This is a genomic window from Streptomyces sp. NPDC050121, assembly GCF_044460385.1.
GTDB lineage: Bacteria > Actinomycetota > Actinomycetes > Streptomycetales > Streptomycetaceae > Streptomyces > Streptomyces soliscabiei.
On record NZ_JBITJV010000005.1, the window covers coordinates 171,420 to 185,320 of the forward strand.

Sequence of the window (13,901 nt, forward strand, 5' to 3'; positions counted from 1 at the left end):
GCAGTAGCGGATCGCCTGCACTAACAAAAAGTTAGCGCATCCCTATGGTATGCGCAGTGCCGTAGGCTTGGGGCATGAACATCACCCACGTGCGCGCGGAGGACCAGGACCTCCCGTTCAACGTCTTCGCCAAGGCCTGCCCCTCGCGTGGCACGCTGGAGCACGTCACGGGCCGCTGGGGCGGACTCACTCTCGGGGCGCTGTACGAGGGTTCGCTGCGCTTCAACGAGCTGCGCCGCCGGGTCGACGGCGTGAGCGAGAAGATGCTGTCCCAGACGCTGCACTCGCTGGAGCGCGACGGCCTGGTGCATCGCGAGGCCCAGCCCACCAACCCGCCGCGTGTGGACTACGAGCTGACCCCGCTCGGGCGCGAGGTGGCCGAGCGCCTCCTCGCCCTCATCCACCTGCTGGAAGGGCGGATGGGCGACGTCCTCACGGCCCGCGAGCACTACGACGGGACGCGCGGCGCCCTCTGACACTTCGGGCAGAAGTAGCTGGACCGGTTCATCCACGGGCGCCGGCGCATCGGCGTGGCGCACCGCCTGCAGGGCAGGCCCTCCCGGCCGTACGCGTCCAGGGACCGGTCGAAGTAGCCCGACTCGCCGTTGACGTTGACATAGAGGCTGTCGAAGCTGGTGCCGCCGACGGCGAGGGCCGCGTTCATCACGTCGCGGACATGGCCCAGGAGTTCGAGTGTGCGCGGACGCGTGAAGGTCGCGGTCGGACGCTCGTAGTGGAGGCGGGCGCGCCACAGCGCCTCGTCCGCGTAGATGTTGCCGACGCCGCTGATCAGCGACTGGTCGAGCAGGGCCCGCTTGATGGTGGTGCGTCTGCGGCGCAGCGCCTGGTGGAAGGCCTCGTCGTCGAACAGCGGGTCGAGGGGGTCGCGGGCGATGTGCGCGATGACGTCCGGCAGGCCGTCGGGGGTGGTGTCGTGCAGGGACAGGCCACCGAAGGTGCGCTGGTCGACGAAGCGCAGTTCGGTGGACCCCGCCGCGATGGGGGTGCCCCCGCGCGAGCCGTATTCGAGCGTGGGGGAGGCTGATGACAGCGTGTCGGCGAAGCGCACGCGGATGCGCAGGTGTTTCTCGTCGGGGGCCTCGTGCGGCTGGACCAGGAGCTGGCCGCTCATGCCGAGGTGGGCCAGGATCGCCTGGTCGGTGTCCTCCAGCGGCAGCCACAGGTACTTGCCGCGCCGGCTCGGAGTGCCGATGCGGTGACCCTTGAGGCGGTGCGCGAAGTCGTCGGCGCCGGCCGGGTGACGGCGTACGGCACGCGGGTGCAGCACCTCGGCGTCGGCGACCGTGCGATGGGCGACCCACCGCTCGAGACCGCGCCGGACGACCTCGACCTCGGGCAACTCGGGCATGGGATCCCCCGTACGGAGCGCCCGCCCCCGCTGGGCGGCGGGCGCTCTATCGCACTGCTGTTCTACTGCACTGCTGTTCTACTGCACTGCTATTCGTCAGGCGGAGGCGGACTCGGGGTCCGGGCTGCCGTCGACGGTCTCGACGGCCTTCGCCGCCTTCGCCGCCTTGGCACGCTCATCCGCCGCGGCGTGGATCGCGCGCCAGGCGGACTCGGCGGCTTGTTGCTCCGCCTCCTTCTTGCTGCGGCCGGTGCCGGTGCCGTACGAGACGCCTCCGACGCGGGCGGCAGCAGTGAAGGTCTTCTCGTGATCGGGGCCGGTCTCCGTGACCAGGTACTCGGGGACGCCGAGCCCTTCGGTCGCGGTGAGCTCCTGGAGGCTGGTCTTCCAGTCCAGGCCGGCACCGAGGTTCGAGGACTTCTCGATCAGCGGGTCGAACAGGCGGTGCACCAGTTCGGAGGCCGCGTCGAGGCCCTGGTCGAGATAGACCGCGCCGATCACCGCTTCGAGGGTGTCGGCGAGGATGGATGCCTTGTCCCGGCCGCCCGTGCCCTCTTCACCCCGGCCGAGCCGGATGAAGGAGCCGAGTTCAAGGCCGCGACCGACCTCCGCCAGCGCACGCGAGTTGACCACCGCGGCCCGCAGCTTGGCCAGTTGGCCTTCGGGCAGGTCGGGATGGGTGCGGTACAGCGTGTCCGTGACGACGAGGCCGAGCACGGAGTCCCCGAGGAACTCCAGCCGCTCGTTCGTCGGCAGGCCGCCGTTCTCGTATGCGAAGGAACGGTGGGTCAGCGCACGCACCAGAAGGGCGGACTCGAGCTGATAGCCGAGCCGCCCTTCCAGAAGCGTGTGGGACGAGGCCGTGTTCTCCGCCGGGCCACCTCCGCTTGCGCGGAGAGACTGCTTCTTGGCGTCAGACATTGAGCCTCTCACCAGCCGCTCAGACCTCGAGGACCTGGCGCTTGTTGTAGGTGCCACAAGACGGGCACGCGATGTGCTGCAGCTTGGGCTCGTGGCAGCGCTCGCACGCAACCAGGGTGGGGACCGCAGCCTTCCACTGCGACCGGCGGTGGCGCGTGTTGCTGCGCGACATCTTCCGCTTCGGAACAGCCACGGCTACTTCTCCTGCTTCTCGTCGACGCCCGCTTCGGCGCCGCTCATCTCGTCCTTCTCGCCGTCTCCGAGTGAACCGGCGAGTCCCTGCAGTGCCGCCCAACGAACATCGACGGCGTCGTGGTGGTGGTCCGGGTCGTCCGTGAGCCGCGCTCCGCACTCGGAGCACAGGCCCAGGCAGTCGTCCTGGCACACCGGCTGCATCGGCAGTGCGAGCACCACCGCATCGCGCAGCACGGGCTCGAGGTCGAACAGGCCGTCCTCGATGAAGAGCCTGTCCTCGTCTTCCTCGGCGTCGTCGACCGGCTCCGCCTTGGGGCGGCCCCGGTCATCGGCGTCAGGGTACGAGAACATCTCCTGGAAGTCCGCTTCGAGCTCCAGCTCCAGCGGCTCCAGACACCTTACGCACTCCCCCTCGGCCTGTGCACGGACGGTGCCTGTGACGAGCACCCCTTCCATGACCGACTCGAGCCGGAGTTCGAGCTCCACCGGAGCGCCTTCCGGCACTCCGATCACTCCCTGGATCCCGAGATCCTTGGGAGCGTCGATCTCGCGGGTCAGGCGCTGCAGCGCACCGGGCCGCCGCCCCAGCTCGTGCGTGTCGAACACGAGAGGCTTGCGGTGGTCGAGGCGGGCGTTCAGGGCCATTCCTGCTTTCGATCTGCTGAGCTCGGGGCCGCCGCCCTTCGGTGTTCCCGGGCAGCGGTGATCGCGGACGTACACACGACCGAAGAGCCAGGATACTGGAGCTTTCGCCCACAGCCCAATCGGGTGGGCGCGACCCCGTTCCGGCAGGTCCTACAGGCCGCGTTCCTGCTCGTAGGCGCGCAGTTGTTCGGCACTGATCATGCCGGTGTCGAAGAGGCTGGTCTCGTCGAGCGCGTACCCCTGCTGGGACTGGTGCTGCTGGGGCTGGTGCGACTGCTGGGGCTGTTGCGCGGCCTGGTGGGGGTCGTAGGCGGCCTGCTGCGTGTCATAGCCCTGGTGGGAGGCTCCTGCCGCCTGACCGTATTCGAAGGTGGAGGAGTAGGGGTCGGCCTGCTGGTAGCCGTACGCGTCCTGCTGGCCGTAGCCCTGCTGCCGGCCGTAGGCGTCGGCGTACGGGTCCGGCTGCTGCTGGTAGGCGGCGTAGGCCCCCTGCGGCTGCTCGTACGGCTGCTGGGCGGGCTGGCCGGCCGCCGCCGCGTCCTGCTCGGCGAGGGCGGTCAGGTCGGCGAGGTAGTCGGCGTCGGAGGAGTGCTGGAACGTGGTGCTGTCGTCGGCGAGCACGCCGAGGTCGTCCGTGGCGATGCGGCCGTGCAGCTTCTGACGGCCGCGGCCGACCGCCTCCAGGGTCTTGGCGAGAACGGCCTCGAAGGCGCCCAGCTTGGCGTCGACGTAGGTGTCGGCGTCGCGGCGCAGGGTCTCCGGGTCGTGGCTGCGCTCGGGGGCGTCCTCGTCCTCGTAGCCGTTCTCGTCGACGCCCGGGCCGGTGCCGAGGAGCTTCTCGCGGCCGCGGCCGACGGAGCCGAGCGTCTTGGTGAGGACGACCTCGAAGTTCGCGAGCTTGGAGTCGACGTAGTCGTCGGCCTCCGCGCGGACGTCCTCGGCCTCCTTGCGGGCCTCGGCGAGGATGCGGTCGGCCTCGGCCTGGGAGCGGCGGGCGATCTCGGTGTCGGAGATGAGGGAGCCGCGCTCGGCGTGCGCGGTGGAGATGATCTGCTCGGCCTCCTGGCGGGCCTGCTCGACCATCTGGTCCCGGCCGCCGATCAGCTCCTGGGCCTGGGCGAGCGAGTCGGGCAGGGCCGCGCGCACCTCTTCGAGCAGGGCGAGCAGGTCCGCGCGGTTGACCACGCACGAGGCCGACATCGGCATCGACCGGGCACTGGAGACCGCCGTGACGATCTCGTCGAGCTTCTTCTGCACGTCCACCGGTTGCTCGCCACTCTCTACAGCTGTGTTGGAGACGGACGGGACGACTGTAGCCCCATCAGTCCGCCCGCAGGCGTTCGTTGAGCGCCTCCAGGACGATCGCCGGAACGAGGTGGGAGACGTCCCCGCCCCAGGTAGCGACCTCCTTGACCAGGGAGGAGGAGAGGAAGCTGTAGGTGGGGTTGGTGGGCACGAACAGCGTCTCGACGCCCGAGAGACCGTTGTTCATCTGGGCCATCTGCAGCTCGTAGTCGAAGTCGCTGACCGCGCGCAGGCCCTTGACGATGGCCGGGATGTCGCGCTGCTTGCAGAAGTCGACGAGGAGGCCGTGGAAGGCCTCGACGCGGACGTTGCCGTACTCGGCGGTGACCTGGCGGATCAGGTCGATCCGCTCGTCGATCTCGAACAGGCCCTTCTTGGACTTGTTGATCATGACCGCGACATAGACCTCGTCATACAGACGGGAGGCGCGGGAAATGATGTCGAGGTGTCCGTTGGTGATCGGGTCGAACGACCCGGGACAGACGGCACGGCGCACTTGTGGTCCCTCGCTCTCCGGTCGGGTCATCGCGCGTCTTCGCACGTAGAGGCGGCGCGACCGTACCAAAACGTTCCCTCGCCGTAGCGACGGGCCCGGAGCGCTTCGAAGCCGTCCGGCCAGTGGAACTCCCCGCCTCTGGTGCTGCGCTCCACGGTGACGATCGCCTCCGGCGCGAGCCAGCCTCCCGAGCGGAGTGTGAGGAGAATCTCCCGGAGATCGTGATCTGTGACGGCGTACGGCGGATCGAGGAAGACGATGTCGTACGGGGCTGTCGGCGCCGGTGTCCGGATGATCTGTTCGGCTTTGCCCGACCTCACCTCGGCGCCGGGGAGGCCGAGACTCCTGACGTTCTCGCGGATGGTGCGGGCCGCTCTGGCATCTGCCTCGACGAGGAGGGTGTGGGCGGCCCCCCGGGAGAGTGCCTCCAGTCCTACGGCGCCCGAGCCCGCGTAGAGGTCGAGGACACGTTCGCCGTCCAGGGGCCCGCCGAGGAGCGATTCCCAAGTGGAGAGGAGCCCTTCGCGTGCGCGGTCGGAGGTGGGGCGGGTTCCGTTGCCGGGTGGGACGGTCAGGCGGCGGCCCCCGGCCTTGCCGGCGATCACGCGGGTCATCTTCGGTCCTTGTTCGGGGGCGGTTACGGAATCAGTTTGGCAGCTGGTCCGTCGTGGTTGCTCGCGCTCGCGCGGCGGTAGCCGCATATTCAATGCGGCCCCGCGCCCCTGGGCGGGTCGGCTCACCCCTTTTCCAGGTACTGCTCCCTTTCCTCGTCCACAAGGGCGTCCAGTGCCGTCCGCAGTCCAGGCAGGCTTGTCAGCTCGGGGTCTGCCGCCACGACCTCCGTCGCCTCCTGCCTCGCTTCCGCGATGATCTCCTCGTCCTCGATGACGGCCAGGACCCGCAGGCTGGTCCGAGCACCCGACTGGGCCTGGCCCAGGACGTCGCCCTCGCGGCGCTGTTCCAGGTCGATGCGGGAGAGTTCGAAGCCGTCGAGGGTGGCGGCGACCGCGTTGAGGCGCTGGCGGGCCGCGCTCGCCTCCGGCATCTCCGTCACCAGCAGGCAGAGGCCGGGGGCCGAGCCACGCCCCACCCGGCCGCGGAGCTGGTGCAGCTGGGAGACGCCGAAGCGGTCGGCGTCCATGATCACCATCGCGGTGGCGTTCGGAACGTTGACGCCGACCTCGATGACGGTCGTGGCGACCAGGACGTCGGTGTCGCCCGCGGCGAAGCGGCGCATCACGGCGTCCTTGTCGTCGGGCGGCATGCGACCGTGCAGGACTTCGACCCGGAGCCCCTGGAGGGGGCCTTTGGAGAGCTGGTCGGCCATTTCCAGGACGGCGAGCGGCGGGCGCTTCTCCGCCTCGTCCTCCGCAGACTTTTTGGCCTTCTTCGGGTCGTCCTCCTCGTCGCCGATCCGGGGGCAGACGACGTACGCCTGATGGCCGTTGCCCACTTCCTCGCGCACGCGCTCCCACGCGCGCGCCAGGAAGTGGGGTTTGTCCGCGGCCGGGACGACATGGCTGGCGATCGGCGAGCGGCCGGCCGGGAGCTGGTCGAGGACGGAGGTCTCCAGGTCGCCGAAGACGGTCATGGCGACGGTGCGCGGGATGGGCGTGGCCGTCATGACGAGCAGGTGCGGGGGTTGCTTGCCCTTGCCGCGCAGGGCGTCGCGCTGTTCGACGCCGAAGCGGTGCTGTTCGTCGACCACGACCAGCCCGAGGTCGTGGAACTGGACCTTGTCCTCGATCAGCGCGTGCGTGCCGATCACGATGCCGGCCTCGCCGGTGACCAGGTCGAGCAGGGCCTGACGCCGGACGGCCGTCCCCATGGAGCCGGTGAGCAGTGTGACCTTGGTGGCCTTCTCGGCCGCGCCCAGCATGCCGCCCTCGGCGAGCTCGCCCATCATCTCGACGATCGACCGGTGATGCTGCTGGGCGAGGACCTCGGTGGGCGCGAGCATGGCGGCCTGTCCGCCGGCGTCGACGACGGCGAGCATGGCGCGCAGGGCCACCATCGTGTTGTGAGTCACCGTGAAGTTGTCAGTGACGTAGGCGTGGCTGGGGTGCGCGACGCTGATGCACTGTACGGGTTTGCGTCCCACATACTCGACCGCCCGAATCCCTCGTCGGAACGTGTTGTATTTCGAGCGGGGACCTACCCGTTCGGCCTTTCGCCTCAGCCTGAACGGGGCGTACCCGTCGGGCAGGGACACGAAGACATTGAACGCCGCCCGCTTCGGCAGGATTCGCGCCCGGCCGCCCAGGGAGCGGACCAGCCACGCGACGTCCTCTGCGAGCCTCCGCGAGGCGGAGCAGAAGGAAATGCTGAGGCCGCCCTTGTCGACTGTGCCGTCCGTGTCCATGAGCCCTTGGAGCACAGCGAGACGGTTTTTGATCGATGTGTTCTTGAACTCGTCGGGAACGAACTTGCCATGCGACGTCACACCCCAAAGGTTCAGTTCCCGCACGGCCTGAATCACTGGATTGCGTACGCCACCCGCGTGGCGGGTCAGCTGGATCGTGTAATCGCAGCGGGAACCGCTCACCGGAACCAGCCGACATTCGGGTGCCACGGCGGTCGCGACCGCATCACTGATCTCGGCATCGACCGTGGACAGACGCAGGTTGTGCCGGAATGAGCCGTCTCCCAGCAGAAGTCCGAACAGGTAGGGATCGAGAGGCGGCCCACAATCGTCGCCGAGATCGACCGGGGTGACTGCTGGGAGGTACCACTTCGACGATCCGTTGGCCTTGAAGGTGTCCAGCCGAATCTCGCGAGTCGTCATGACCTTGGGAGCCTGGCCACGGTGCCACCCGCAACTGGTGCCGACGATCCAGAGATGCTCGTCGTCACACTCGACGGAGCTGCCGTCCGAAAGGACCAGGCGCCAGACATCGCGCATGCCTTGTGGAAAGACGCCGTCGATCAGCGCGATCTCCCCGTCAGGCACGACGACCTCGTCGCCCACCCTCATATCGCCCATACGGCGGAAGCCAGCGGGTGTGAGGACAAGTGAGTCAAGCGGCTGGGCCTTACCCGAGCCCACCTCCCCTTGGAGCAGTCGGTGCATCGGATGGTCCGTCGCCAGGTCGTCGAAGATCTCCTTGGAGACCTTCTGCTGGCCGTCCGTGAGGGTGAAGGGGAGGCGGGCGTCGAAGGCGGTGAGGAGGCCGTCGGGGGCGGGCCTGCGGGGGACGGCCGGGAGTTGGGCGTCGGCATGGCGGCGGCGGGCGAGGGCGACCTGGAGGACGAAGGCCTCGTCCCACTTCAGGCGGGCGCGGGCGTCGTCGATGTCGGCCTTGGTGTGCGGGCGGTGGATCTTGAGGAGGGCCTCGGGGAGGGTGACCAGGCCGCGGCCCTCGCGAAGGCCGGCTGGCAGGGGGTCGACGGCTTCTCGGGCGCTGGGCAGCACCGTCTGGATCGCCTTGCCGATCTTCCAGGACTCCAGTTTGGCGGTGGCGGGGTAGAGCGGGATGAGCGCGCCGGCCCAGGTCTCGACGGATTCGTCGGCCTCGCCCGGGTCGCCGCGCAGCAGTTCGTAGGCCGGGTGGGCCAGTTGGAGGCGGCGGTTGAAGACCGAGACCTTGCCGGCGAACATCGCGCGCGTGCCGGGCAGGAGCTCTTTGTGGGGTTTGTGGACGCCGCTGCCGAAGAAGACCAGCTGAAGTCGGCCACTGCCGTCGGTGATCGTCACCTCCAGGCGCTGGCCCTTGCCCCGGGGGGCCTTGGCGGAGGCGAAGCTGTGCAGACGGGCGTCGGCGACCTGGGCGACCACGGTGACGTGCTCGTCCATGGGGAGGTCGGCGAGGTGGGTGAGCTGGCCGCGCTCCTCGTATCTGCGGGGGTAGTGGTGCAGGAGGTCGCCGACGGTGTGCAGGCCGAGGTGCTCGGCCATCACCTTCGCGGTGGCGGGGCCGAGCACTGACTTGAGGGATTGTTGCAGTGGTTCTTCCAGTGCGGGCACGAGATCCATTGCACACCACGCCACTGACATTGCCGTATACGTGTCCTGAAACCCCTGGTCAGACGGCTCGTTCGGGCTCTAGGATGGCGCGCTCCGGCCATCATCCGCGGTCACCGCCCCATCGGGACCGCCCGACCCCGCGCCGTGCTCGTCCCCAGCCCGCGGCGCTGCAGCGATGGACTCCCAGACCTCACAGTCATCCCAGGCATCTCCGTCACCTCACACGTTCCAGGTCGACCTGCGTGGTCTGGTGGACCTGCTGTCCCATCACCTGTACTCCAGTCCCAAGGTCTACCTGCGCGAACTGCTGCAGAACGCCGTGGACGCCATCACCGCCCGGCGGACCGACGAGCCCGACGCCCCGGCCCGGGTGCGGCTGTTCGCCGCGGACGGCGGACTGCGGGTGGAGGACTCCGGCGTCGGGCTCACCGAGGCCGATGTGCACACCCTGCTGGCCACGATCGGGCGCAGTTCCAAGCGCGCCGAGGGGCTGCAGGACGTCCGTTCGGACTTCCTCGGCCAGTTCGGCATCGGGCTGCTGGCCTGTTTCGTGGTCGCCGAGCGGATCCGCGTGGTCAGCCGCAGCGCCCGTACGCCGGACGCACCGCCCGTGGAGTGGACGGCCCGCGACGACGGCTCGTACACCGTGCGGACGCTGCCCCACGAGGAGCGGCCCGAGCCGGGCACGACCGTGCATCTGGTGGCGCGGGCCGGCGCCGGGGAGTGGCTCGCCGAGCCACGGGTGCTGGCGCTGGCACGGGACTTCGGCTCACTGCTGCCGTACGACGTCCGTGTCGGCGAGGAGGCGGTCACCGATCTGCCCGCGCCCTGGGACCGGGCGTACGCCTCCCCCGCCGACCGGCGGGTGGCGCTGGCCCGGCACTGTCATGAGCTGTTCGGGTTCACGCCGTTGGACTCCGTCGAGCTGGATGTGCCGCTGGCGGGGATCCGCGGGGTGGCGTACGTGCTGCCGTCGGCGGTCAGCCCCGCGCAGCGGGCGGGGCACCGGGTGCACCTCAAGGGCATGCTGCTGACCGAGCGCGGAGAACAGCTGCTGCCCGACTGGGCGTTCTTCGTGCGCTGTGTCCTGGACACCGACAGTCTGCGGCCGACGGCCTCACGGGAGTCGCTGTACGAGGACGAGACGCTGTCGGCGGTACGGGAGGCGCTGGGGGAAAGGATCCGGTCGTGGCTGACGGGTCTGGCCGCCGGTGATCCGGAGCGGCTCGCGGCCTTCCTCGAGGTGCATCACCTCGGCGTGAAGTCCCTGGCGCGGCACGACAGGGAGATGCTGCGCACGATGCTGCCGTGGCTGCCCTTCGAGACGACCGACGGGCGGCTGTCGCTGGAGGAGTTCGCGCAGCGGCACCCGGTGGTCCACTTCACGCGGACCGTGGAGGAGTACCGGCAGGTCGCGGCGATCGCGTCCGCCCAGGGCGTCGGGGTGATCAACGGCGGTTACACGTACGACAGCGAGCTGGTCGAGGCACTGCCGTCGGTGCGGCCGGGGACGGTGGTCGCCGAGTTGGACGCGGACACCGTGACCGCCCATCTGGACGCCGTCGATCCGGCCGACGAGCTGGCGCTGGCAGGCTTCCTGGCGGCCGCGCGGGCGAAGCTCGACCCGCTGGGCTGCGACATCGCGCTGCGGGCCTTCCATCCGCTGTCGGTGCCCGCGCTGCATCTCGACGACCGGGCGGCCCGGCACGAACAGGCGCGCGCGGAGGCCGAGGCGCAGGCCGACGATCTGTGGGCGGGCATCCTGGGCTCGCTGCGCGGGAGCGCCCCCCGCGCGCGTCTGGTGCTCAACCATCACAACCCGCTGATCCGGCGGATCAGTTCGTTGAACGATCCCGAACTGATCGGCACCGCCACGGAGTCGCTGTACGGTCAGGCGCTGCTGATGGCACAGCGCCCGCTGCGGCCCGCGGACTCGGCGCTGCTGAATCGGGCGTTCATCGGTCTCCTGGAGTGGGCCACGCACGGGGAGTCCGCACCGGGGGAGTCGACACAGGGGCAGGGGGACCACTGATGAGTGAGATCACGGACTTCGACTCCCTCCGCCGGGCGATGGCGGAGAACGGCGAGCAGCCGGAGGGGCCGGCCCGCAACGCGCGCGCGGAGCAGCTGTTGCTGGAGGCCGAGAAGCTGAACATCCCGCTCGCGGTGATCGAGGCGCTCGGGCATCAGCTGAAGGTCTACAACTACAGCTCCGAGAAGGCGAAGATGTTCGTCCCGTTCGCGCGGCTGCTGCGCCTGTGGGACGAGCGGCCCGAGGACTTCGACGAGTACGAGACGCATTCGCTGCACTGGGTCTTCAAGTGGATGTCGGCCGGCATGCTCGACCAGCCGCACGTGCCACTGGCGTCGGTGGAGAAGTGGCTCGGCGAGATGGAGCACCGCTACCGGCTCGCCGGGCACTCGGAGCGGGCGGTGCGCAGCGCCGAGTTCAGTGTGGCCGCGCATGTCGGGGACGTCCCGCGCGCGGAGCGGGCGTTCGCCGCCTGGATGGCCGCGGACCGGGACACCATGGCCGACTGTCACGCGTGCGAGCTGCACGGGCAGGGCTGGTGGCAGGCGGAGCGGGGGCGGGACGCGGAGGCGCTTCAGGTGTGGGCGCCTGTCCTGGAGGGCGAGTACACGTGCGCGCACGAGCCGCACACGGTGCTCGCGTCGTCCCTGGTGCCGTTGCTGCGGCTGGGGCGTGTGGAGGAGGCCCGCGCCCATCATCTGCGGGGCTTCCGGCTGGTGCGGCCCATGGAGAGCATGCGGGGCGCCTACGCCGACCACGTCGAGTTCTGCGCGCTGACCGGCAACGAGGCGCGGGGTCTGGAGCTGCTCGCGGAGCGGCCTGCGTACTTCACGGACGAGGGGCAGCCGCGCAGCAGGCTGGAGTTCCTGAGCGTCGTGGTCCTGCTCATGGAGCGCCTGACCGAGCTCGGGCTCGGCGGTCAGCGGGTGCCGGGGACGGCCGGGCGGGAGTGGACGGCCGTCGAACTCGCGGCGCACGCGCGCGCGGAGGCCCTTGCGCTGGCCGCGCGGTTCGACGAGCGCAACGGCACGGGGCACGTCAGCGAGCGGGCACGCGCGCGGATGACGCAGCGGCCCCTGGTGGAGCGGTTGCCCCTGGGCGTGCGGGCGGCTCGCCCAGCCGCCGTCGTGGCCGCCGCGCCGCCCATGGCCCCGGCCCCGGCCCAGGAGGCCGACGAACCGGATCTGTCGGCCCTGATCGTCGAGGCCCGGCAGCTGTCGGACGCCCTGCAGCCGCACGCCGTCGAGGCGTGGGCGCGGGTGGCGCGGCTGGCGAAGGAGTCGGAGGGCGTGGAGCTGGCGGCGCGCGACCGCGCGGAGATCGCCGACCACGAGGCGATCGGTCTGGGCCCCGAGGGCGCGGAAACGTTCGAGCAGGCCGCCGAGCTGTACGCGCAGGCGGGCGACCCCGGGGAGGCTCTGGCGGCACGCGCGCGTGCGGCGTACATCCGTGCGCTGGCCGGTGAGGTCGACGAGGCGCTCGCGGCGGTCGCCGACCCCTACGACCTGGTCCTCGCGCTGTACGCCGACGGTGGCACGGAGGTGCCGCAGGCGGCGGGCGTGCTGATGGGCCGGGCCCGGATCCTGATGCGGCGTGTCCACGAGGCCGACGGGCAGGTGCCGCAGACGGTGCTGACGGAGGCGGAGGCGGCCGTACGGGAGTTGCTGGCGCTGGTGGACGGGCGGGCCGGGAACGACGTACGGCTGGCCGCCCGGGTCGCCGAGGGGCACGCGATGCTCGCGGAGCTCGCGACGCACTCCGGGGATCCGGAGGCGGGCGCGGAGCTGTTGGCGCGGGCCGCGGCGGAGTTCGTCGAGGCGGGGTTGCCGTGGTTCGCCGTGGAGTACGAGGCCCGGCTGGCGGGTCTCGCCCACCAGTTGGGCGACATGGTGGAGGCGGAGCGGGCGCTGCGGGCAGCCCTGGAGCACGGCGGACCGTTCCTGGAGGCGGTCGGGCGGGCCCAGCTGCACCTCCAGCTCGCCGAGGTCGTCGGGGACCGGGGGCAGGCCGCCGAGGCCGCGGAGCACGCCCTGGAGGCGGCGCACTGGGCCGACGAGGCGGGCGCCGGCCCGACGTTCGGCGCGTGGGCACGCCACCAGCTCGGCGGGTTCCTGGTGCGGCAGGGCCGCTGGGCCGAGGCCGCGGAGGTCCTGGAGTCGGCGCTGCCGGACCTGACCGCCGAGACGCACGGCGACGGCGCGGTCGTCCAGACGCAGTGGTGGCTCGGTGACTGTCTGAGCGAGCTCGGGGAGCACCGGGACGCCGCGGAGCGCCGGCTCCAGGCCGCCGAGATCGCCCGGCACTGGCCCGAGCAGCACGACCACGCGACGCTCGCCCACCTCGCGGCCGAGTCGCTCGGCCAGGCCGGCCTGCACACCGAGGCGGACCAGGCCTACGCGCGCGCGGGCGAGCTGTGGCGCGACCTTGGCAACGTCCACGGGCTGGTCCGTTCCCTGCGCGCCCGCGCGTGGCTGGCGTTGCGCACCGAGGACGGGACGGACGCGGCACGCGACCTGATGACGCGTGCCGTGGAGGAGTGCGCGGACGCGTTCGACGCGGCGGACGACGAGGAGGCGCGGCTGCGGCTGGTCGGTGAACTCGGTCACACTCACCGCCAGTTCGGTGACCTGCTCGCCCGTTCCGCCGCCGAGGACGCCGACGACGACTCGATCCGGGCCGCCCTGGACGAGGCGCTCTCCCAGATGGCGGAGGCCGTCGCGGTGTTCGTCGCCCTGGGCGACAGCGCTCTGGAGGCCCGGACGGGCGCCGAGCTGGCCGCGGGCTGGCTGGAGAGCGACCTGGGCCGCCCCACGGCGGCGGCGGCACGCGCGCGTGCGGTGCTGAGGGCTTACGCGGACGCCTCTGCCGACGCCGGTGGCGGCGAGCAGGGGGAGGACGAGACGGTGCACGCGCGGCGGGCCGAGGCGGAGCAGCTGCTGCAGGTGGCGGAGGAACAGAAGGATCGTTGAACGAT

General features: G+C 70.8%; 11 protein-coding genes. 3 read left to right on the forward strand and 8 right to left on the reverse strand.

What is annotated here, in order from left to right:
• The first annotated feature begins 74 nt into the window (after nt 1–74).
• Nucleotides 75–476: a helix-turn-helix domain-containing protein gene (locus ACIBTS_RS10380; RefSeq protein ID WP_079659249.1), complete on the forward strand. Its 402-nt coding sequence runs from the start codon at nt 75–77 to the stop codon at nt 474–476.
• On the opposite strand, the gene mutM is transcribed toward ACIBTS_RS10380, so the two are convergent.
• The 8 genes from mutM to ACIBTS_RS10420 form a co-directional block, all read right to left on the reverse strand.
• The gene (gene mutM, locus ACIBTS_RS10385; RefSeq protein WP_399318186.1) at nt 449–1,369 is read right to left on the reverse strand and encodes a bifunctional DNA-formamidopyrimidine glycosylase/DNA-(apurinic or apyrimidinic site) lyase; all 921 of its coding nucleotides are present in this window, start codon (nt 1,367–1,369) and stop codon (nt 449–451) included. The genes ACIBTS_RS10380 and mutM overlap by 28 nt on opposite strands.
• A gap of 96 nt (nt 1,370–1,465) precedes the next feature.
• Entirely contained in the window at nt 1,466–2,290 is an 825-nt protein-coding gene (gene rnc / locus ACIBTS_RS10390) for a ribonuclease III (RefSeq protein ID WP_319670435.1), read from the reverse strand.
• 19 nt (nt 2,291–2,309) lie between these two features.
• Nucleotides 2,310–2,483: a 50S ribosomal protein L32 gene (gene rpmF, locus ACIBTS_RS10395; protein ID WP_007493396.1), complete on the reverse strand. Its 174-nt coding sequence runs from the start codon at nt 2,481–2,483 to the stop codon at nt 2,310–2,312.
• Nucleotides 2,484–2,485: 2 nt separating this feature from the next.
• Nucleotides 2,486–3,130 carry a YceD family protein gene (locus tag ACIBTS_RS10400; protein ID WP_319341144.1) on the reverse strand — a complete coding sequence of 215 codons (645 nt, stop codon included), beginning with the start codon at nt 3,128–3,130 and terminating at the stop codon, nt 2,486–2,488.
• Nucleotides 3,131–3,280: 150 nt separating this feature from the next.
• Complete coding sequence (locus ACIBTS_RS10405; protein WP_399318189.1) at nt 3,281–4,393, reverse strand: cell division initiation protein; 1,113 nt, start codon at nt 4,391–4,393, stop codon at nt 3,281–3,283.
• Between the two features lie 58 nt (nt 4,394–4,451).
• Complete coding sequence (coaD, locus tag ACIBTS_RS10410) at nt 4,452–4,931, reverse strand: pantetheine-phosphate adenylyltransferase (RefSeq protein ID WP_079659254.1); 480 nt, start codon at nt 4,929–4,931, stop codon at nt 4,452–4,454.
• 26 nt (nt 4,932–4,957) lie between these two features.
• Nucleotides 4,958–5,545: a 16S rRNA (guanine(966)-N(2))-methyltransferase RsmD gene (gene rsmD / locus ACIBTS_RS10415; RefSeq protein ID WP_319670437.1), complete on the reverse strand. Its 588-nt coding sequence runs from the start codon at nt 5,543–5,545 to the stop codon at nt 4,958–4,960.
• A gap of 122 nt (nt 5,546–5,667) precedes the next feature.
• The gene (locus ACIBTS_RS10420; RefSeq protein ID WP_399318190.1) at nt 5,668–8,904 is read right to left on the reverse strand and encodes a helicase-related protein; all 3,237 of its coding nucleotides are present in this window, start codon (nt 8,902–8,904) and stop codon (nt 5,668–5,670) included.
• Nucleotides 8,905–9,070: 166 nt separating this feature from the next.
• Between ACIBTS_RS10420 and ACIBTS_RS10425 the strand changes: the two genes are divergently transcribed.
• The gene (locus ACIBTS_RS10425; RefSeq protein WP_399318192.1) at nt 9,071–10,927 is read left to right on the forward strand and encodes an HSP90 family protein; all 1,857 of its coding nucleotides are present in this window, start codon (nt 9,071–9,073) and stop codon (nt 10,925–10,927) included.
• The gene (locus ACIBTS_RS10430) at nt 10,927–13,896 is read left to right on the forward strand and encodes a tetratricopeptide repeat protein (protein WP_399318194.1); all 2,970 of its coding nucleotides are present in this window, start codon (nt 10,927–10,929) and stop codon (nt 13,894–13,896) included. Before ACIBTS_RS10425 ends, ACIBTS_RS10430 begins: the two co-directional genes overlap by 1 nt.
• Nucleotides 13,897–13,901 lie beyond the last annotated feature (5 nt).